A 21,098-nucleotide genomic window follows, 5' to 3' on the forward strand; every position below is an offset into this window, starting at 1 on the left:
AAATAACACTTATGCAAAGATATTCCAAGATTTCGTTCTTATTCCTGCTTTTACTTAATTTTTCGACGGTTTTTTCACAAAATTACTACGATCAGCAATGGAAAAAAGTACAGGTAAATTCATCCAAAGGAAATTTTAAATCTAGTTTGCCTCTTATTTTAGAAATACAAAACCAGGCTATGAAAGAAAATAATGCGCTGCAGTTGATCCGTTCTTTGAAAGCGGAATTCAGTATCGTCAATCAGACTTCTGATGATGAAAAAAACGATTCAGCTTCAAAGTTTTTTGCAAAGCTTCAGAATTCAGAAAAAAAACTGAAAGGTGAGGATCTTTTGGTTTATAAAGTTCTGTTATCGGGATTTATGTTAGATTATTATAATGAGCATTCATGGGAAATAAACGGAAGAACCAATATGAATTCTCAGGATGTTTCACAAATTGAAACGTGGAGCAAACTTGATTTTAAAAATTATTTAAATAAAAATTTTAAAGAGCTTGATCAGCAAAGCGAGGCGATGAAAAAAGTTTCTTTTGTGAAATATAAAGATGCTTTTTCAAATACAGATGATGTTTTTTATTTTCCTACGTTGAAGGATTGGTATTCTTTACGAAAAATTAGTTTTTTATACAATAACGAACTTTTTACCAAAAATGAATTGACGGAAAACAGAGCCGTAATCAATACAGTTTTTGACGAATTGATTGCTCAGAATTCAGGAAATTCTAAATTGTATTTCATGCATCAGAAATTGTCTGAAAACTGCGAGTTTACTCAATGCAAAGATAAACTGGAGCAACTTCAGGCAATTGTGAAATCTGATATTAACGGTGATTACAAAGTTCTTGTGATGGAAGAAATCATGAATGAATTAATCATTAAAAACAGACAAAAGGAAGCTTTAGAAATTGCCAATCTTGCAAAAACTCAATATCCGAAGTCTCTGTTTTTAGAAAATATTAAAAATAAAGAAAATCAGATTACCAATCCTTATTTGGGTTTGAAATATGAAGAGCAAACACAAAGTAACAGACCGATTCATCTGGTTGCAGAATATAAAAATGTTTCCGCTTTTTCGATTAATATTTACGAGGTGAAAGATGATTTGACATCGTTTTTACAATATGCAAAAAATTCTTACTCCAACAAATTTGATAAGATTAAAAAAAGCCTTGTTAAAAAAGAGGTTTACAAATTAAATGATCCTAAAGATTTTCAGAATCACAAAACATCTTTAGAAATAAAACCGCTTCCATCAGGAATTTATCTTGCCGAATATTCTGTTGTTGGAATCAGTGCCAAAGATGCCGAAGCAGAAAAAGATTTTTATTTTCTGGTTTCAGATAACAAAGTTATTTATCAGACTAAAACAGAAAGAGATCAATTATCAAATGAACTGAAATTGGTTAACAGTGAAAACGGAAAACCTGTTATCAATGAAAATCTTACATTTTATGAATTTGTTTCTAATAATACTTTAGCAAAAATAGAAGGTAAAACTAATGATAAAGGAATTTTTAAATTTCCCCAGTCAAAGAGTACAGATTATTACAGAACTTTCTTGATTCAACAGCCAAAAACGAACAACTTTCAGATGATGGAAGTCTACGGAAACAGAGGTTACAACAATAGTGAAAATAAACAAATCACACGCACTAAAGCCCAGATTTTCACAGACCGAGCAATTTACAGACCCGGACAAACTGTTTATTTTAAGGTAATCAATACCAGAATTGAAAAAGAAATTGAAGGAGTTGCTTTTGGATTAAAACAGAAAATTACTTTATACGATACAAATAATCAGGAAGTTTCTTCTCAAAATTTTACAACCAACGAATTTGGTTCCTATCACGGAAGTTTTATTTTGCCTAAAGGAAAATTAAATGGAAATTTCCGTTTTGTAACAGATGGCGGAACGGACGGATATAAATATTTTAGAGTTGAGGAATACAAACGTCCGAAATTTGAAGTGACTTTTGAGCCTGTAAAAGAAGAATATAAATACGGACAAACCATCGAGCTGAAAGGAAAAGCAATAATGTTTTCGGGAGTCGCCTTAAGCAACACCAATGTAAATTATGAGATCAAAAAACAAAATATAAGATGGAGATATTTTCCGTGGTATCCCAATGATAATGATAACGAGAACTCAATTTTAGGAGAAGTAAAAACCAACGAAAAAGGAGAGTTTACCATAAAATTAGATCTGAAAAAAGATGAAAAACTGGAAGGGATTCAGATTGACAATTATTCAATCAACGCCTCTGTAACCGATATTAATGGTGAAACACAATCTGCAGATACAAATCTGAAAGTTTCTTCAGTTTCACATTACATAAAAGCAGATCAGTTGAATAATGTATTTGCAGACGAAAACGTAAAACTGAAAGTAGAAACGAAAAATTATAACGAACAAAATTTAAAAAAATCTTATCAGGTTAAATTATCAAAGCTGGAAACTCCAGACAGGATTTTCAGAGATAATTTTAAATCGGAAGTTCAGAACTTACCACAACTTTCAAAAGAAGAATTCATCAGTAAGTTTCCGCATGATCGATTCGATAAAAATGATGAAGTTAAGAACTGGAAACCTTCAGTTGTTATTCTAAATGGAGCAAAACGAAATGAAGAATCTCTTGATTTAGGAAAACTGGAAGCAGGCAATTACCAGCTTGAGTTGTACAATATTGAAGGTAAAGACACAATCAAAACTTCTCAGAATTTTAGTGTTTGGGATAAAAAATCTCTGAAACCCAATCAGAAAACATTCTTAACTGTTTTAGAACCAAAAGATGAATTTTCAAGAGGTGAAAAAGCGAAAATCTATGCTTATACCGCAATTCCTGATGCATTGGTCAACGTTTTTGTTCAGGATGGTTCTGGCAAAACAGTTTTGGAAGTTCGTCAATTTCAAGGCGGAGTTTTAACATATGAAATTGATATTCCAAAAGAGAAAAATGTGAATAGTTTGAATATTCAGTTTCAGGTTGTTGCATTTAATGATGTTCAGACTCAAACTGTTAATTTAAACATAAAAAACTCCGAACAACCATTAAAGATAGAAACCACAACTTTCAGAGATAAAATTGAGCCTAATGCTAAAGAAAAATGGTCAGTAAAGATTTCAGGAAACGAAAAAGAAAAAATCAACGCAGAAGTTTTAGCCAATATGTATGATATGTCTTTGGATCAGTTTACTTTGAACAGTTTTAACTGGCAGAAATTATATACACCTTATGAATTTTTTAATTCTTATGATATAAGGGAAAATCTGGCTCAAAAATATTATCAGAAAAGAATGGAATATTCTAATGAAAAATATATTGATGTCCCCCAATTTAACTGGTTTGATCATTATGGTTTTTTAAATTCTATACAAGGAGAATTGGCTGGAGTTTTGGTTCAAGAAGGAGTAAAATCAGCAGAATATTCTGCGCCACCACCACCGCCAATTGCAGAATCAAAATCAAGTATGTTTAAAAGAGAAGCAATTGCAATTGCGGAAGATAAAGTTGAAGTTATTCAAAATGTTGTTCCTGAACCTGTAAAAGCTCCGAAAGTTGAGAATTTTCCTCCAGTTGAAGAAGCTTTGAAAAGTATTCAGGTTCGCCAAAATCTTAACGAAACCGCATTTTTCTACCCAGATTTAAAAACCGATTCCGAAGGAAATGTCAATTTTGAATTTACTTCTCCGGAAGCTTTGACAAAATGGAAACTGATGTTTTTAGCTCACACAAAAGACGCAAGAGCAGCAACATTGGAAAAAGAAGTGGTAACGCAAAAAGAATTTTCGGTAACACCAAATTATCCGAGATTTTTGAGAGAAGGCGATGAACTGAATCTGCAGTCAAAACTCTCTAATTTAACATCGAAAAAACTAAGCGGTTCTGCAAGTTTGCAGATTTTGGATGCTTTTACCAATGAAGATATTTCGCCTCAGTTTGGTTTACATTCAAACATTCAGAATTTTGATTTAGATGAAAACGGAAATTCGGCTTTAACCTGGAAAATAAAAGTTCCTAAGAATGTTTCTTCCATTATTTTGAAAGTCGTAGCAAAAGCCGGACAATATTCTGATGGCGAACAAAAAGCTGTTGCCGTTCTTCCCAACAGAATGTTGGTGACCGAAGCTGTTCCTGTTTTTGTGAAAGAAGGTGAAACGAAGACGTTTGTTTTAGATAATCTTAAAAATGCCAATTCTACAACAATTTCTAGTGTTTCAAATACGCTGGAACTGACAACCAATCCGATTTGGGAAATTATGTTTGCGCTTCCAAGCCTTAAAAACGATCAGAATAATTCTGCCGATGTTATCTTTAATAAATGGTTTGCTGATGTTCTGGCTTCAGAAATTTTTAAAGCCAATCCGAAATTGAAAACTGTTTTTGAAGAATATCAGAATAAAGGATTACTAACTTCAAATCTTGAAAAAAATCAGGAGTTGAAACAGCTTTTACTGGAAGAAACTCCGTGGGTTTTGGAAAGTAAAAATGAGACAGAACAAATGGAAAAATTAGCCTTGTTGTTTGATGCCAATACAATGAAAAATTCAATGAATCAGGATTGGGAAGATTTCAAAAAACTCCAGAATCCGGATGGTGGTTTTTCTTGGTACTCCGGTTACCCGAGTTCATATTCTACTTCGTTGTATATTCTTAAAAATTTAGGGAAAATCAATTCTTGGTTGAAAGATAATGTGAAGGATTATCAAAGTTCAGAACAGAAAGAATTGGTTGCCAATTTGGTGAAATATGTTGATAATGAAATTGATAAATATTATGATGTAAAAAAAGAAAACGTCTGGACAAACTGGAGTTTAGATTATCTAGATACAAGAAACTACTGGGAAAAACAATATCCTTTGAAAGGAAAAGGAGCTACCTTAAAAACATTGGTGGAACAGAAATCAAAAACTGCAAAAATAACCGATTTTACCTTCTTCGGATTGCATCGTGCAGCGTTATTGATGAATGATTATGGTTTAAATGATGTATCGAATAAATTATTAAATTATTTAAAAGAAACTTCTGTAGATTCAAAAACTCAGGGTGTTTACTGGAAGCAGAATCTGGATGATTGGGGTTGGTTCAGCTCAAAAGTAGTGAATCATGCAGGAGCTTTGGAAGCTTTCAATAAACTGAAACCAAACGATCAGGAATTTATTGAAGATATGAAAATCTGGTTGATTACGCAGAAAGAAGTCAATTCATGGGGAAGCTCAAGAGGAACTTCGGAAGTCATTTTTACAATTTTAAATTCAGGAAAATCGTGGACGACATCAGAAAGCGACAAAGCAACCATCATTTGGGGCGGAAAAGAACTGAAGCCGGAAACTCAGGCAACAGGTTATGTAAAATCTGCTGTAAAAACAGATGTTTTAGATAAAAATTTAGCGACTGTTACCGTAACAAAACCGGGTGCAGGAATTGTTCAGGGAGGTTTATTCTGGCAATATTATGAGGATTTGGATAAAATAAGATCTTCAGAAAATTACATTTCAGTTATTAAAGAATTATATAAAAAAATAAAAACTGTAAATGGTGAAGAACTGCAGAAAATATCTTCCGAAACACCATTGAAAGTGGGTGATAAAGTGACGGTAAGAATGATTCTGAATACCGACAGACCAATGGAATTTATTCATATCAAAGATATGAGAGCTGCAGGATTTGAACCTCTGGATGTTATTTCAGGTTATCAGTGGAAAAACAATCTGGGATATTACCAGTCTACAAAAGATGCATCTACCAATTTTTATATTCAATATATGCCGAAAGGAAAATATGTTTTTGAGTACGATTATGTGGCGAATGCTTCAGGAAAATTCTCTAACGGCATTACTACGATCCAAAACTATTATGCTCCGCAGATGAATAGTCATACAAAAGGAACAAATATTGAAATTGCGGAATAGTTTTTCCAGAATGAAAAAGCCGGCTCATGAATTCATGAACCGGCTTTTTTTATGATCTCTTTTATTCAATTACGACAGATTGGGTATAATTGGCAAAGGCCTCTTCAAGACTTGAAAATTTACCTTTAAATTCTTCAATATTAGAATCCTGAATGATATTTCCTTTATGAATAAGGATCACTCTTGTACAAAGTGCTTCAACTTCCTGCATAATGTGTGTTGAAAGCAAAACCGTCTTTTCTTTTCCAATTTCTTTTACTACATTTCGTATTTCAAGAATTTGGTTAGGATCCAGTCCGTTTGTTGGTTCATCCAGGATCAGCAAATCAGGCTGATGAATGATGGCCTGTGCCAAACCTACTCTCTGCTTGTAGCCTTTAGAAAGCTGACTTATTTTTTTGAATTTTTCAGGCGTAATTCCTACAAGGTCAATAACTTCATCTATTCTGGAATGGGGAATTTTATGAATATCAGCAACAAACTGCAGATATTCTTTTACATACATTTCCAGATAAAGCGGATTGTTTTCGGGAAGAAAACCTATACTTTTTTTAGATTCAATTTCATTGTCGGAGATGTTTTTTCCGTTAAAAATAATTTCACCTTCATCAATTTTCAATGCGCCAACAATAGATTTCATCAGGGTAGATTTACCTGCTCCGTTGGGACCCAGAAGACCAATGATTTCATTTTTGTCAATAGAAATATTAATATTGTTAAGAGCGGTCTGCTCACCAAATTTCTTTGTTAGATTGATAACCTGAAGTGACATATTGTAAAAATATTTTAGCAAAAATATAAATAAAAAAACTCATTCCGGCAGAATGAGCTTATTATACTGGGAACAAAAACTTTTATTTTCTTGTTTTTTTTGTTTTTACAGGGGTTTTTGCAGGCTGAGACTGCTCAGAAGCTGTATTCTGAACCGTATTATTAGGAGTACTGGTTACCGGATTTACAGCAGGTTGCTTTACAACAGCTTTTTTGTACATGTTTTCCTTTGAAGTACCGATACCGAAAATTTTATCTACTTGCTTTTTATTCAGAAACTGAGATTTGCCTACATACTTTTTATTCTTGTTAATATACTGTATAAACTGCATGGTGGGCTGTCCGTAATTTTTTTCAAAGTGCAGTTCGATAATATCATTAGGAAGTTCCAGAGTTATATTTCCGGTTGGCTCATCAATAAAACCATCGCTGATCATTTTATAGAGATCGCTCACATCGCCATTCACATCATTAAATGAAAAAGACCTGAAAGTATTAAGATTGCTGGTATTAATATCCTGATAATTGAATGTAAATCTATTTTCTTTTTTATAAAGACCTACAGAATTTTCTTTGCCAATCTCTACTAAAGTTTCATTTTTAAGTACTTTTATTTGAGAAAAAGCCAGAAACCCTATACAAAAAGTGAAAAGTAAAATTATTTTTTTCATGTGGTTTTAAATTTAATCGTTTGGTATATAATTGCCAATGTACATATAAAAACAGCAATCTACCAATTTTCTTGTTGCAAAAATAGTCTTTTTTTTAATTTAAATTTAAAACGAACCTTGACGCTAAAGTTAATTTTCAGTAAAAAAGTTGCAATAATATCTTAAATAAAGTGTGTAATTTAAATTTTCTTTAAATACAGTAAGTAATTTTTGTTTTTCTTCAAAATTGCATCTAAATACGCAACATCGTTTTATTGATGATCACCGGCTTTTATCATCTGTAGTGAAGATTTTATTTTTTTGTTTTGACTATTGCTGAAACCAAGCATATAGACAGTGATCTTAAAGTCTTTTTTTCTGCTTGTATTAATTCTTAAGGTAAGTTTTGTTATTCCGTAGTAAGAAGATACTTTGTAATTGCAGATACTTGATTGAGGCAGTTCGATATAAGGATGATAAAACTTCTTAAATGTAAACGGATGATATTTTCTTATCGTTAAACAACTTCCGGATACTTCATAGGTGACACTCTGAATACGCCATATTAAAAACATCATTGCTGCACAAAATGCCGCAATAATAATATACGAGGTTGATTCGCAAGAAATGAATACAACTGCTAATGAAAGCAAAAAAGTGAATAAAATCACAGCGCATACTAAACAACGGGTAAATCCGTAATTGGTAATTTTCATATTCAAGATCAGTTTTTTGGTTTAATTAAATAAATCAAATAATGAATTTAGGTTGAAATTATAAATTCACTTTAAGTTATTAGATGTACAAATTTAACTATTTGTTAACAATTTTGTTAATATGCGACTGTGAATTAATTATACGGTAGTAAAAATTTAAAAAATTTTACGTGATTATATTTTAAGTTATTGTTTATTAGGTGTTTGTTTTTTTTTATTTGTGTCTATAAATTTGTCATAAAATGTTTTTTGAAGCTTTATTATGATAGAAAAACTCCAAAATTCAATTTTTTGGAGTTTTAAAATTTATCCAAACACTTTCTTGGTATAAACTTTAAAATAACAAATTTTGAATCTTTTCTCTATTCCTTGTCATAGAAAGATTTCTGCTTCTGTTTTTGCGCCAATTCTTTTAAAGATGTTATAAACAAATATGCTGTCTCAGTTAGATCTCATTTTTGATAATGATCTAATTATTTGATAAATTTCGTGGGAATGGTTATTGGTTGGGAATATGGTATCAATGGGAAACGGCTTTGTGAAGGCGGAGCTTTGATTACCAAATGGTTATATAAAAACTACCCTGAGAAAAAACCATTTTCATTTTTCAAAAATGACAAAAAGTTCAACGAAAGGGAACTTCAACCCTGCTTTTGCAAAACCGATGCTATCTGCAGGCATATTTTTTATACTTTCGTAACAATTATGAAAATAAAAAATGTTTTTTGCGGATAAAAATGCGAAAATCTTTTAATTTATATCTTTACCACTGCTTTTGCAAACCGATGTTATGTGTAGTATTTTAATTCGGATTGAACTTAATATTAAAATTCTTTAAATAATCCTCTATTGGTTCCAATTCCATTTCTTTTCTTCTTTCGTTCACAGTTTTAGGATTTTCTAATTCATACAATTTACCATTTTTTATTTGTGAACCATATATTTGAGGCTTTCCTTCGTCCATTAACATCCTATCTTTCATCAATGTGTATTGTTGTTTAGATAAGTCTCCATTTTCAACCGCTTTCTCTATTTGTGGAAAATACTTTTTTCTGATTTCTTTAGTACTATGTTGCAGCCCCAGCCAGATTGCATCCATTTGTTTTTGACCTACCTGCTTTAATGTTGGCATACCACACTTTTCAATAATACTAATCACTAATTCTTGATTCCTATGATCTTCTTTAGCGTATTTGATGAAGTCATTTGATTTTCTTATACGTTGGTCACTTTCTAAAACTTCGCTCAAAATTTGAACTTTTTTGCTGCAATCGACTTCAATAATATCTACTGAACCTACATACACAAACTTATCCTTATTCATGTAAAGGAATATTGATATTATTAAAACAAGTGCGGTTAATATGTTAAATAAGATTTTTTTCATTAAATTTAAATTCTGAGTTTTTGTTTAGTTTTTATTATTGCTATGATTTTCAGTGTTTTATGTGGTTTTTTGGATGTGCTTGCAGGTAGCATCCAAATTTACGCATAGCGTCAATTTAATTTATATGACATTCGTCAATACAATCTGTGTCTTTTATTTTATTATAATTATTGTATATTGATTGTTAATGTTTTATGAAATGTTTTGAAGAAAATTTTTTGAATTAACGAATGTTGTAAGTTTTTGGTTATAATATACAGTGATGAATTATTCTCAAATTTTACCATAAGAAAATTCAAAGTCCCCTTGATTTTAAGCAAGGGGAACTTTAAATTTGTTTATCCAAATGCTCTCTTCAGGAGGCTCTCTACCTTCGGTTCGCTGCCTCTGAAATTCTTGTACAATTCCATCGGATCTTTGGTACCGCCAGAAGAAAGTAGAACTTTATATTTTGCAGCAATTTCCGGATTGAAAATTCCGTTTTCCTTAAAATATTGAAATGCATCTGCATCCAAAACTTCTGCCCATTTATAAGAGTAGTACCCTGCAGAATATCCACCCTGAAAAATATGTGAAAAACTTGGGCTCATTGCGGTTTCAGGATTTGCAGGATACAATTGGGTGGCTTTTGTATATTCATCCTCAAATTCTTTTACACTTTTATTCTCCAGCTCTTCAACTTTGGTGTGGTAATTCATGTCCAGCAATCCGAAGCCAAGCTGTCTTAATGTCTGATAACCTTCCATAAAGTTTTTCGACTGTGCGATTTTCTCAATTTTTTCGTCCGGCAAAACTTCTCCTGTTTTATAATGTTTTGCGAAGGCTTTTAAGAATTCAGGTTCGTAGCAGAAATTTTCTAAAAACTGCGAAGGCAGTTCCACAAAATCCCATTTTACAGAAGTTCCTGAGAGGGTAGGGTATTGTGTATCTGCCAACATTCCGTGAAGGGCGTGACCAAATTCATGAAATAAAGTTGTTACCTCCTGAAACGTCAATAAGCTTGGAGTGTCTTTTGTAGGTTTGCTGAAATTACAAACAATGGAAATATGAGGACGGGAATTTTCGCTGTCTTTCTGATACTGATTTTTGTAGCTCGTCATCCAGGCTCCGGCTCTTTTGCCTTTTCTCGGGAAATAATCTACATAAAGTAAAGCTTTGTAGATGGTTGATGATTGTTGGCTGTCAGTCTGAGCGGAGTCGAAGACTTCTTTCACTTCATACACCTTTACCTCTTCATGATATTTCGGGATGTCGTTTCTTTCTTCAAAAGTTAATCCGAAAAGTTGTTTTGACAATCCAAAAACAGCATCCTGAACCTGATCTAAAGGAAAGTAAGGTTTTAATTCCTCATCATTAAGATCATATTTTGCTTTACGCAGTTTTTCAGCATAAAAAGCGTGATCATAACCTTGCATTTCTTCAATTCCGTCTGCTTTTGCCAGAGATTTTAATTCTTCAATTTCTTTATCAGCATAAGGTTTTGCTTTGGTTAAAAGTTCGTTCAGAAAATCAATAACTTTTGTCGGAGATTTTGCCATTCTTTCTTCCAGAACATACTCTGCGTAGTTTTTGTAACCTAATAATTCAGCTTTTTGCTGCTTTAGATTCAGCAATTCTTTAATTAGATTCTGATTGTCAAATTCACCGCCGTCAAAAGATTTTTTTCCGTTTGCCAAAGCAATTTCCTTTCTCAGCTCACGGTTTTCAGCGTAGGTCATAAACGGAATATAACTTGGATATTGTAATGTTACAACCCAACCTTCCAGATTTCTTTCTTTGGCTTCTTCGGCATATTGTTCCAGAATGGCTTCCGGAATTCCTGCAAGATCTTCTTTGTTCGTAATATGTTTAAAATAGTTGTTGGTAGAAGCCAGAACATTCTGCCCGAACTGAAGTGATTTTAAAGACAAATCCATATTAATTTTCTTTAATTTTTCTTTGTCTTCTTCATTCAGTAAAGCACCGCTTCTTACAAAACCTTTATACGTTTCGTTCAAAAGCATTTGCTGTTCTCCGTTGAGGTTGTATTTTTCTCTTTCGTCGTATACTTTTTTGATTTTATTGAAAAGCGCTTCGTTTTGAGAAATTTTTGAAGAATACTCTGTTAAGATCGGGGAAATTTCCTGTGCGATCTGCTGTATCTCGTCGCTTGTTTCTGCCGAATTTAAATTGAAAAATATATTGGAAACCACATCCAGTTGTTCTCCTGAGTAAGCCAAAGCTTCGATTACATTTTCGAAAGTTGGTTCTTCCGGATTATTGATGATAGCATTGATTTCTTCTTCCGATTTCTGAATCAATTCCTTAAAAGCAGGAAGATATTTTTCGTTTTTAATCTGGTCAAATGGTGCTGATTGATATGGTGTGGTAAATTTTTCAGTTAAAATATTCATATGCTGAGTTTTATTTAATGTAAATGTAAAAATTCTGATGAATCGACAGCGATATTGTTCAAAAATAATACCCTAAAGATAAAATGTGACAAAAATGCTTTATCTTTAAAATCTTGTCATAAGCGAAGTGGAAATATGGCTGGAATGGCTAATTTTGAACAGATAAATGATAATGATTTAAAAATAAACTAAATTTCTATAACCATGAAAACAATTTTAAAGGTTTTTGGCATAATTGCTCTTTCAATCATTGTTTATGTCGTAATTGCTTTATTGGCTTTCGGCAATAACTATCATTATGAAAAATCTATGGTGATAAATGCACCCAAAGAAAAAGTGTGGCAGCAAGTCAGTTCTATGAAGGCTTTCAATCAGTGGAATCCGTGGATGAAGCTGGATCCGAATATGAAAATAGTATATTCGGGAAGTGAAGGTCAGGTTGGTGATAAATATTGTTGGGACAGCAAAAATGATGATGCAGGAGCAGGATGTCAGGAAATCAGAGACTTGATTGAAAATCAAAAGCAGAAAACAGAAATGATTTTCCAAAGACCCTTTGCGGGACAGGCAACATCAGAAATCATTCTGTCATCCGAAGGTAACGGAACCAAGGTAACTTGGACGATGGATACAGAACAGGAAATCTGGATGAAAATCATACGACCAATGATGGATTACCAAATGGGGAAATCTTACGAAGAAGGTTTGAATAACCTCAAAACCTTAGTCGAAAAATAAGATTAACATATTATTTCAAAGAACTGTTTTCAAATTCTAAAAGCAGTTTGTGTTTTCATTTAAATTAAAATATTATCTTTATGTAAAGATTACGATACATGGAGAAGACGGCATATGAAAAAAATAACATAAGAAATTATGTAAAAAATGTGATTGCTGAAAAGATTGAGAAACTAAAAAACTTTATAGAATTTACATTAGAAGCAAGTCGCGACATCAAAAAAACTCCGAAATATGACAGCATGAGAGAGGAAATGCAGGAAGAAATTTATCAGATGCAGCGTCAGTTGGGAGCTTTAAATGATTTAAAAAGAAATATGGCTAAGGTTCTGAACAATTCTACTGAAAGAGTTCAGCTGGGGTCTTTAGTGATTACCAATAAAGCAAGATTTTATATTTCTGTTTCTTTGGGGGAATTTTTCTTTGAGGGAGACCGTTTCTATGCGATTTCCTCCGAAAGTCCAATGGCAAAGAAAATGATGGGAATGAAATCCGGTGACGAATTTACATTGAATAAAATCCATCAGAAGATTGTTGAGGTTTTGTAGAGTGAAAAAGTAAGATGTGAAAGTAAGTTTTTAATAAACATCCGTATATAGTTTTCGTAATCTGGCTTTTTCGCTATTTTTGTTAGATGAATAAAGCAGAAGTTTTAAAACAAATCATAGAGCAAAGAAGAAGTATATTTCCGAAAGATTATTCAGATACGGCAATTTCGCAGGAAATTCTTAATGAGATTTTGCATTCCGCCACTCTGGCTCCGAATCATAAGCGTACCAAACCTTGGCGTTTCAAAATATTCCGTGGAGAAGAAAAAGCAAAACTGGCTTTGGAAATGCAGTCGATTTATAAGGTAACGCAGCCCGAACAACTTTTTTTAGAAAAAAAATACAATGATATTGGTTTTAAAATCAATAAAGCAGATGCTGTTTTTTCCATCGTTGTCAATTTCAGCGGAATAGTTCCGGAATGGGAAGAAATTGCCGCAGTTTCCATGGCGGTTCAGAATATGTATCTTACCTGTACAGCAAACAATATCGGCTGCTATTGGAGTTCTCCAAAGCTTGTTGACCACTTAAAAGAATCCTTAACAATTCAGGAGAATCAGAAATGTCTTGGGCTTTTTTATATGGGGAATTTAGATTAATCTATTCAGGCAATATTATTTTGCAAAAAATTACCTTTAAAATATTAAATTTGCCAATCAAAAGCGAATAGCCATTTGCTATGCGCCAAAAGCTATATACAATGACTTCACAAGAAATAAGACAGCAATTTTTAGACTTTTTTGAAAGCAAAGGACATTTGATTGTTCCATCTGCGCCCATCGTTTTGAAAGATGATCCGACACTGATGTTTTCCAATTCGGGGATGACGCAGTTCAAAGATTATTTTTTAGGATATAAAGAGCCAAAAGCCTCAAGAATTGCCGATACGCAGAAATGTCTCAGAGTTTCCGGAAAGCATAATGATCTGGATGATGTAGGTCGTGATACTTATCACCACACGATGTTTGAGATGCTGGGAAACTGGTCATTTGGTGATTATTTTAAAAAAGAAGCAATTGACTGGGCTTGGGAATTGCTGACGGAAGTCTATAAAATCCCAAAAGAAAATCTTTACGTGACCATCTTTGAAGGTGATGAAAAAGAGAATCTTGAACGTGATAACGAAGCCTATAATTACTGGAAAGCACACATTTCTGAAGACAGAATCATCAACGGAAATAAAAAAGATAATTTCTGGGAAATGGGAGCGAGCGGACCTTGCGGACCTTGCTCTGAGATTCACGTTGATCTGAGAAGTGAAGAAGAAAAAGCGAAAGTTTCAGGACTGGAGTTGGTAAATGATGATCATCCTCAGGTTGTAGAAATCTGGAATCTGGTTTTTATGCAGTTCAACAGAAAAGCAGACGGTTCGCTGGAGAATCTTCCTGCCAAACACATCGACACCGGAATGGGATTTGAGCGTCTTTGTATGGCGTTGCAGCAGAAAGAATCCAATTACGATACGGATGTTTTCACGCCTTTGATTGCTAAAGTTGAAGAACTTTCAGGTAAAAAATATACCGGAATTTTAACTGATGAGAAAGACATCGCCATTCGTGTGGTGGTAGATCACATCAGAGCAGTTTCTTTTGCGATTGCAGACGGACAGCTGCCTTCCAATGGAGGAGCAGGTTATGTGATCAGAAGAATTTTGCGAAGAGGAATTTCGTACGCTTATCGTTTTTTAGACCGGAAAGAGCCGTTCCTTTATCAATTGGTGGCTGTTCTTCAGGAGCAAATGGGGAAATTTTTCCCGGAATTGGAAAAGCAGGGAACTTTGGTTACGGAAGTGATTAAAAGTGAAGAAGAATCTTTTTTAAGAACCATTGAAACAGGTTTAATCAGAGTAGAGAAACTGATTCAGCAGACGATTGCTGATGGTAAAAAAGTATTGCCAACCGAAGAAGTTTTTGAATTATATGATACGTACGGTTTCCCGGATGATTTAACGAGAATTATTGCTGAGGAAAAAGGATTAACGATTGATGAAGCAGGATTTGAGCAGGCTTTGAACGAACAAAAACAGCGTTCAAAAGCAGATTCAGCTCAGAAAGTGTACGATTGGGTAACTTTGGAAGAAAAACCGGAAAACTTTGTGGGTTATGACAAAACGGAGTCTGAAACCTACATTACAAGATACAGAAAAGTAGAAAATAAAGACGGAGAATTTTATCAGGTCGTGTTGAGCGAGTCGCCTTTTTATCCTGAAGGTGGTGGACAAGTCGGAGATAAAGGCGTTCTTGAAAATGCCGTTGAAAGCTTTGAGGTTTTGGAAACCAAAAAGGAAAACGGATTGATTATCTCTTTAATCAACGGGCTTCCAAAAGATGCAGGTGCAATTTTTTATGCTAAAGTCAATGCTTCAGAGAGAAAAAATTCTCAGGCAAACCATTCAGTGACGCATTTATTGCACGAAGCTTTAAGAGAAGTTTTGGGAACCCATGTGGAGCAGAAAGGTTCATTTGTGGGTCCGGATTATCTTCGTTTCGATTTTTCACATTTCAGCAAAATGACGGAGGAAGAATTGAAGCTGGTTGAAGATAAAGTGAATGCGAAAATCAAGGAAAGTATTGCGTTGCAGGAATTCAGGAATATTCCGATTCAGGAAGCTTTGGACAGAGGGGCAATGGCTTTGTTTGGCGAAAAATACGGCGACAATGTAAGAATGATTCAGTTCGGAACTTCAATGGAATTGTGTGGCGGAACGCACGTAAAAAATACCAGCGAAATCGGTCATTTCAAAATTGTATCCGAAAGCTCTGCAGCAGCCGGAATCCGAAGAATTGAAGCGATTTCAGGAGATAAATCCGCTGAATATTTCAAAAACTTAGAAAAACAGATCACCGAACTTTCTCAGTTATTAAAATCTAAGGATATTGTTAAATCTATCGAGAAATTGATCGAAGAAAACACTTCACTGAAATCTGAAGTAGAAGCGTTCAAAAAAGAGAAAGCAAAAGGTGAAATCGGCGACTGGAAAAATGCTTACGAACAAAAAGGCGATAAGCAGCTTTTGGTTAAGAAAACGTCGCTGGATGCCGCTTCGGTAAAAGATATTGTCTTCCAGCTGAAAAGAGAGATCCCGACTTCGGTTACCGTGATTCTTTCTGATGCAGACGGAAAACCGATGATTACGGTGGGCGTTTCCGATGATTTGGCTGCGAATTACCAAGCCGGAACGATTGTAAAAGATCTGGCAAAAGAAATCCAGGGCGGTGGCGGCGGAAATCCGGGCTTCGCAACGGCAGGCGGAAAAAATCTTGACGGTCTGGAAAATGCGTATCAAAAAGCGTTGACTTTGTAGGTGTAGGAGAGATTTACAAGAAATTTATATACATAATCCCTTTCAGTTTTGGAAGGGATTTTTTGTTTATAAATTTTAGTGATTGTCTGTTTATTAGCCTAAGACTTGGATAGACTTAGCCTGACATCGTTAAAAATTAAACTCTGGGTATTAGAGTTGTCACACTGAGCTTGTCGAGATGGTGGAAATCGAAGCACAAATGTTCAGTTTTGCATAAAAGTTCAATCGAAGAACTGAACTTGAATGTAGCGCTGGACCCGCCATTTTGCCAAACTGCTGTTGTGTGACTGCCTTTATTTATTCGGTTAATATTTTCCATAATCCTAAAATAAAAATTATAATAAAAAAAGCTAAAACACGACTACTTGAACTTTTTTCACCTTCATTGAAATTGTCCTCATTGAATACGATGTCTGATTTATTGTTTTTTAAGTAATAGATCGGAATAACTTCATTTTCTTTATTTAATTTATTCTCGTTGCTTTCGTGAATTCTAATTTTTATTTTTGCGTTTTGCTGAAGTGTCTGTGTCACTTCAGTCCATCTTCCATAAATTCCACCAACATAAATCCCAAATCGATTAGAATACTCTTTAACATTAAAGTAGAGTTTTATTGGATTTCTATTTCCTCCACTTTTCCATTCTTTATCAACAGTAACACTTAATTCGACTAGTTCATTTTTCTCAATTTCAAATGGTGTATGTGTTATATAAAACAACCAACCGAAAAATGTAAAGAAACAAATTAGTTTAAACCACCTCTGTTCATAGAACTCTAATTTAATTTTCTTTTTATTATCCAAGTTTGTCATTTTAGCTTTTTCAAGGTATCGCATAACGGTTCTTTTATTATATAAGTATCTGATTTGTAGTTACTTACCTTTATTTTAGTGCTAAACTTCATTAGAAACCTGAATGTTCAACTTAGCACTGAACCCTCCATTTTGCCAAACGCCTGTTAGGTGCAGTTTATTTAAATATAGCGGATTCAAAATCATTTTCAGATATCATTTTATTATTCTCAATCATATAATTTACCAACTCCGAAAGTAATTTAAACGAACCTACCAAAGCATTTTCGATTTCAACTTCTTTAATGTTACTTCCATGAACTACTTTTGAGCGAAGATTATATAGTTTTTTAATTTCTTTAAATTTCTCAATTCTTTTCTCTCCTCTGTCGTGAAGTAATGAAGATATACTTAATGAAAGACGATAAGTAATTTCAGAAGAGACATCAACAATGCTTTCAATTGCTGCCCAAATTATTGCAATAGCACTTTTTAAATCAACGCAATATCGCCAAGAGTTTAAAACTTCCAATGAATATCTAAACTTTTCATGTTTAAAAGCTAAAATATTTGCTATTTCAAAATGTTTATTAAGCCATTTAATATCGTTGTCTTCAATTTTAAGTTCACTTAAGCTACTTATTTTTAACATTTTTATATGATAATCGCAAAGATTTGCTTTAACATCATTTATGTCTTTAAGATTATTCCATGATTGATTTAATAATGCAATTGAATTTATAGTTGTTTTGTTTCTTAAAACTAATAACGTATTTAACAACCAAGCACGGTTTAAAATGTCATAACCAAAAGTAGAATCATTTTCAGAACTAATAATTTCAAAGTTGTTTTCAAGATAACAAAAAGGTTCTATTAATGACCATTGTTGAAAACCCTTTGCTCCTAAACCAGCTAATTCGAAAACTGATAATTTATTTATTTTTCTTAGCTTTAAATATGGTAAAATTTCAACTTCATCTTTTTCAAAATAAATTCCATTTCCTAAAATAAACCATGTTTCTTTAATTGTCATTTGAAATTGAGTGTTGTTTTAAATTGCACCTAACATTTAGATTCACGCAATTCGTCAATCCAAACAATAGCTATGTTAAAAATAAATAAATATTTAATTTAAAACTAATCAAAAGTCTAAAGTTTCAACATTTTTAGCATAAAGTTATTCACTAATAATTTTGCAACAGGAGAAAACCTTAAAATCTCTTAAATAAAATTTAATTTATCAATTATTCGGGAATTGAATAAAGTGAAAATCAGCAGTATTCGATTGATAGCCAATAGATTTAATTTTTAACAAAAGTTTATATTTTCTGCTGTAGTATTGTAACTTTCTTATCAATAGTTTTGTCTTATTAATAAAAACTATATGACAAAACTTTTATCTCCATTATTTTTACTGTTGGGTATTGTGATCTTTGGTCAGAGTCAGATTAAAGTAATCAGCAAAAACAGTAAAAAGCCGGTAGAAAATGCAGCGATTTATTGTGAGGATGAGCTTTTGGGCAAAACCAACTACGAAGGCGTGCTGAATTTTAAAACCAAATGTAAAAAGGTTGAAATTTTAGCCAACAATTTTGAAGATGAAACAGCAGATGTAAAGAAAGCCATGGAAGTGATGCTCAAACCATCGTCCGAAAAAATGAGCAACATCGACAAAATCATTATTGCTGACAAAAGCGATCCTAAAGCGCTGAAAATTCTGGACGAATTCAATAAAAGAGAAAAAGAAAATTCTCCCAAATCATTAGATTCTTATCAGTTTAAATCGTACACCAAATTTTCTATTGATGTAGACAAAGATTCTGTAGATATTTTCAAGAATTTCATTGTCAGCCGGAAAGATTCTCTTTCAAAAGTTGAAAAGAAGCAGGAATTTAAAAAGAAAAGTGAAGAAAAAGATTCTTTAATTGGTGAAGATTTTCTGAATGCGGCAAAAGACAGCCAGATGTTTTTGTGGGAAAAAGCGACAGAATACAAATATTCTCAAAAGTTTGGTGATAAAACGAATATCATAGACAACAGAATGTCAGGTTTTAAAAATCCAATCTATGAAGCTTTGGCAATCAATATTTCTAACCTCAACAGAACGCCGAGGCAGCTGAGACCCGAAAACAGAAAGCTGTTTAATTTTTATGTTACAGACACGATCCAGATTGACGGACGAGATACTTTCGTGATCAAGTTCAAAGAAATTACCGACAAAAAAAGGCAGAACCCGAGAAAATTTAACGGGAAAATTTATATTGACAGTCAGACTTTTGCGCTCAAAAAATTTGAAAGCATCAGTAAGAAAATCAATGAAGGAAACATAGTCTCGGTATGGAAACCAATTAACAACAAATGGTTTCTTGCCTATGAAGATATGAAAGTAAAAATGGGTGACCAGACTTTTAATATTTCCAAAAAAGACAGCGTAAAAACCGATACTTTAAAGAAAGGTCAGTATCTGAGCGATAGGAAAAAATACCATCAAAAGACATTCGGAAATTATCTTTATGTAAAAAACAGGTTTTTTGATTACGAAATCAATCCCGAGCAAAAAGCTTCCGAATTTAAAGGTTATTCGCTGGAAATGAGAAATTCTGACGGCAGTCTTTTGCAGCAATACAGAACCGACAGTCTTACGGCAAGAGAATCCGCAACCTACACCAATATTGATAATTTTGTAGAAAAGCATGAGTTTGAGAAAAAATTAGGATTTTTAACTCAGCTGGTGCGTGGAAACATCCGCTATAAAATGATTGATTTTGATCTCACTAAACTTATTAGTTATGATAAATACCAAGGTCTGCGTTTAGGAGCAGGAGTAAAACTGAATGAAAAATTCAGCAAAACCTTTTCTCCGGACGGATATTTCGGATACGGTTTTAAAGATCACCGCTGGAAATACGGTTTGGGACTTGATGTAAAACTGTCTTCCAAAAGAACTTCAGTTTTCAGAGTAGATTATGTGGATGATGTTTTTGCAGCAGGCAGATTCAGCAATACGATGTGGGATATGATGATGAAACTTTCGGATATCAATCTGGATCTTCACAACGCCAATTTTTACAGAAATCAAAAATGGGGAGCATCTTATCTGTATGATATTTCCAATTCACTCACGATGAGAGTTGCTGTGAATAAAGAAAAACAGAAAGTGTTGTTTGATTATCAGTATAGAGACCTGGGAAACAGTTTTGATAATGTAAGCACGACGTTGTCTTTCAAGTATTCTCCTAATGATAAAAACATTATGACGCCTAGCGGAAAATATACCTATGAAAAAAGATTTCCGCAGTTTTTTGTGAATTTTGAAAAAGGATATAATGCTTTAGGCGGTGAGCTGGATTATCAGAAACTGGATGCCTTAATCGTTCATCAGTTCAGAACTAAATTAGGTTATACTAATTTGAAACTTTTCGGGGGAATATCATCTGGAACAGCTCCGATCTGGAAAAACTTTGAAATTGCGGGACAAACCGAAAGAGGTCTGGATCATTGGTATTCGAGCATCAGTACGCCATCCAACTTAGGATTTGCCACCATGCCTTCAGGAACTTTCTTTGCCGATAAATTTGTGGCGTTTAAAGTTTCCCAATATCTTCCTTTCAGATTCAGAACATTAGGAAAAAGATATTCTAATATTGAGCTGGAATATCAGGCGGCTATCGGAGATTTCAAAAACAGAGGAGATCATCAGTTCGATTTTATACCGCTGGATCATTACTATCAGGAAGTGGGACTGATTTGGAACCGGTTTTTGGGAAGAAATTTCGGAGTAGGCTTTTCTTACCGCTTAGGACATTATCAGACATCAGAATTTAAAGAGAATTTTGGCGTGAAACTACGCTTTAATGTTCTTAATTAAATGATAAAAACAGAGACTG

At 33.4% G+C, this 21,098-nt stretch carries 14 protein-coding genes; 7 read left to right on the top strand and 7 right to left on the bottom strand.

All coding sequences use genetic code 11. From position 1 onward, the window contains the following. The first annotated feature begins 11 nt into the window (after nucleotides 1–11). Entirely contained in the window at nucleotides 12–5,912 is a 5,901-nt protein-coding gene (locus tag AC0NBN_RS01880) for an alpha-2-macroglobulin family protein (protein WP_160811785.1), read from the top strand. A 61-nt stretch (nucleotides 5,913–5,973) separates the two neighbouring features. Here the strand turns inward: AC0NBN_RS01880 and AC0NBN_RS01885 are convergent, their stop codons facing one another. The 3 genes from AC0NBN_RS01885 to AC0NBN_RS01895 form a co-directional block, all read right to left on the bottom strand. Further along, entirely contained in the window at nucleotides 5,974–6,684 is a 711-nt protein-coding gene (locus tag AC0NBN_RS01885) for an ATP-binding cassette domain-containing protein (RefSeq protein WP_160811784.1), read from the bottom strand. Nucleotides 6,685–6,766: 82 nt separating this feature from the next. Further along, nucleotides 6,767–7,354 (bottom strand): hypothetical protein, encoded by a 588-nt coding sequence (locus AC0NBN_RS01890; protein ID WP_312344823.1) that lies wholly within the window; start codon nucleotides 7,352–7,354, stop codon nucleotides 6,767–6,769. A gap of 251 nt (nucleotides 7,355–7,605) precedes the next feature. Then, complete coding sequence (locus tag AC0NBN_RS01895) at nucleotides 7,606–8,049, bottom strand: hypothetical protein (protein ID WP_160811783.1); 444 nt, start codon at nucleotides 8,047–8,049, stop codon at nucleotides 7,606–7,608. Nucleotides 8,050–8,526: 477 nt separating this feature from the next. Between AC0NBN_RS01895 and AC0NBN_RS01900 the strand changes: the two genes are divergently transcribed. After that, the gene (locus AC0NBN_RS01900) at nucleotides 8,527–8,784 is read left to right on the top strand and encodes a hypothetical protein (protein ID WP_160811782.1); all 258 of its coding nucleotides are present in this window, start codon (nucleotides 8,527–8,529) and stop codon (nucleotides 8,782–8,784) included. Nucleotides 8,785–8,851: 67 nt separating this feature from the next. Here the strand turns inward: AC0NBN_RS01900 and AC0NBN_RS01905 are convergent, their stop codons facing one another. Then, entirely contained in the window at nucleotides 8,852–9,436 is a 585-nt protein-coding gene (locus AC0NBN_RS01905) for a DUF6624 domain-containing protein (RefSeq protein WP_160811781.1), read from the bottom strand. A 338-nt stretch (nucleotides 9,437–9,774) separates the two neighbouring features. Continuing rightward, nucleotides 9,775–11,829, bottom strand: coding sequence for a M3 family metallopeptidase (locus AC0NBN_RS01910; RefSeq protein WP_160811780.1), 2,055 nt, complete (start codon nucleotides 11,827–11,829; stop codon nucleotides 9,775–9,777). Between the two features lie 204 nt (nucleotides 11,830–12,033). Between AC0NBN_RS01910 and AC0NBN_RS01915 the strand changes: the two genes are divergently transcribed. The 4 genes from AC0NBN_RS01915 to alaS all read left to right on the top strand — a co-directional run bounded on the left by AC0NBN_RS01915 (nucleotide 12,034) and on the right by alaS (nucleotide 16,419). After that, on the top strand, nucleotides 12,034–12,567 hold the full coding sequence (locus AC0NBN_RS01915) for an SRPBCC family protein (RefSeq protein WP_160811779.1): 534 nt from the start codon (nucleotides 12,034–12,036) through the stop codon (nucleotides 12,565–12,567). A 98-nt stretch (nucleotides 12,568–12,665) separates the two neighbouring features. Then, on the top strand, nucleotides 12,666–13,115 hold the full coding sequence (locus AC0NBN_RS01920; RefSeq protein ID WP_143883886.1) for a GreA/GreB family elongation factor: 450 nt from the start codon (nucleotides 12,666–12,668) through the stop codon (nucleotides 13,113–13,115). Between the two features lie 86 nt (nucleotides 13,116–13,201). Then, entirely contained in the window at nucleotides 13,202–13,714 is a 513-nt protein-coding gene (locus AC0NBN_RS01925) for a nitroreductase family protein (RefSeq protein WP_160811778.1), read from the top strand. 101 nt (nucleotides 13,715–13,815) lie between these two features. Continuing rightward, nucleotides 13,816–16,419 carry an alanine--tRNA ligase gene (gene alaS / locus AC0NBN_RS01930; protein WP_160811777.1) on the top strand — a complete coding sequence of 868 codons (2,604 nt, stop codon included), beginning with the start codon at nucleotides 13,816–13,818 and terminating at the stop codon, nucleotides 16,417–16,419. Nucleotides 16,420–16,716: 297 nt separating this feature from the next. Here the strand turns inward: alaS and AC0NBN_RS01935 are convergent, their stop codons facing one another. Together AC0NBN_RS01935 and AC0NBN_RS01940 are read right to left on the bottom strand one after the other, a co-directional pair. Further along, nucleotides 16,717–17,256: a hypothetical protein gene (locus AC0NBN_RS01935; protein ID WP_160811776.1), complete on the bottom strand. Its 540-nt coding sequence runs from the start codon at nucleotides 17,254–17,256 to the stop codon at nucleotides 16,717–16,719. Nucleotides 17,257–17,389: 133 nt separating this feature from the next. After that, nucleotides 17,390–18,244: a HEPN domain-containing protein gene (locus tag AC0NBN_RS01940; RefSeq protein WP_160811775.1), complete on the bottom strand. Its 855-nt coding sequence runs from the start codon at nucleotides 18,242–18,244 to the stop codon at nucleotides 17,390–17,392. A 351-nt stretch (nucleotides 18,245–18,595) separates the two neighbouring features. Here AC0NBN_RS01940 and AC0NBN_RS01945 point away from each other — a divergent pair, with 351 nt between their 5' ends. Continuing rightward, entirely contained in the window at nucleotides 18,596–21,079 is a 2,484-nt protein-coding gene (locus AC0NBN_RS01945; RefSeq protein WP_160811774.1) for a DUF5686 family protein, read from the top strand. The last annotated feature ends 19 nt before the right edge of the window (nucleotides 21,080–21,098 follow it).

The sequence above is a fragment of the Chryseobacterium sp. L12 genome (assembly GCF_056133985.1).

Coding starts and splice junctions, on each gene's coding strand:
- AC0NBN_RS01880 (WP_160811785.1), top strand. CDS start 12: ATGCAAAGATATTCCAAGATTTCGTTCTTATTCCTGCTTTTACTTAAT.
- AC0NBN_RS01885 (WP_160811784.1), bottom strand. CDS start 6,684: ATGTCACTTCAGGTTATCAATCTAACAAAGAAATTTGGTGAGCAGACC.
- AC0NBN_RS01890 (WP_312344823.1), bottom strand. CDS start 7,354: ATGAAAAAAATAATTTTACTTTTCACTTTTTGTATAGGGTTTCTGGCT.
- AC0NBN_RS01895 (WP_160811783.1), bottom strand. CDS start 8,049: ATGAAAATTACCAATTACGGATTTACCCGTTGTTTAGTATGCGCTGTG.
- AC0NBN_RS01905 (WP_160811781.1), bottom strand. CDS start 9,436: ATGAAAAAAATCTTATTTAACATATTAACCGCACTTGTTTTAATAATA.
- AC0NBN_RS01910 (WP_160811780.1), bottom strand. CDS start 11,829: ATGAATATTTTAACTGAAAAATTTACCACACCATATCAATCAGCACCA.
- AC0NBN_RS01915 (WP_160811779.1), top strand. CDS start 12,034: ATGAAAACAATTTTAAAGGTTTTTGGCATAATTGCTCTTTCAATCATT.
- AC0NBN_RS01920 (WP_143883886.1), top strand. CDS start 12,666: ATGGAGAAGACGGCATATGAAAAAAATAACATAAGAAATTATGTAAAA.
- AC0NBN_RS01925 (WP_160811778.1), top strand. CDS start 13,202: ATGAATAAAGCAGAAGTTTTAAAACAAATCATAGAGCAAAGAAGAAGT.
- alaS (WP_160811777.1), top strand. CDS start 13,816: ATGACTTCACAAGAAATAAGACAGCAATTTTTAGACTTTTTTGAAAGC.
- AC0NBN_RS01935 (WP_160811776.1), bottom strand. CDS start 17,256: ATGCGATACCTTGAAAAAGCTAAAATGACAAACTTGGATAATAAAAAG.
- AC0NBN_RS01940 (WP_160811775.1), bottom strand. CDS start 18,244: ATGACAATTAAAGAAACATGGTTTATTTTAGGAAATGGAATTTATTTT.
- AC0NBN_RS01945 (WP_160811774.1), top strand. CDS start 18,596: ATGACAAAACTTTTATCTCCATTATTTTTACTGTTGGGTATTGTGATC.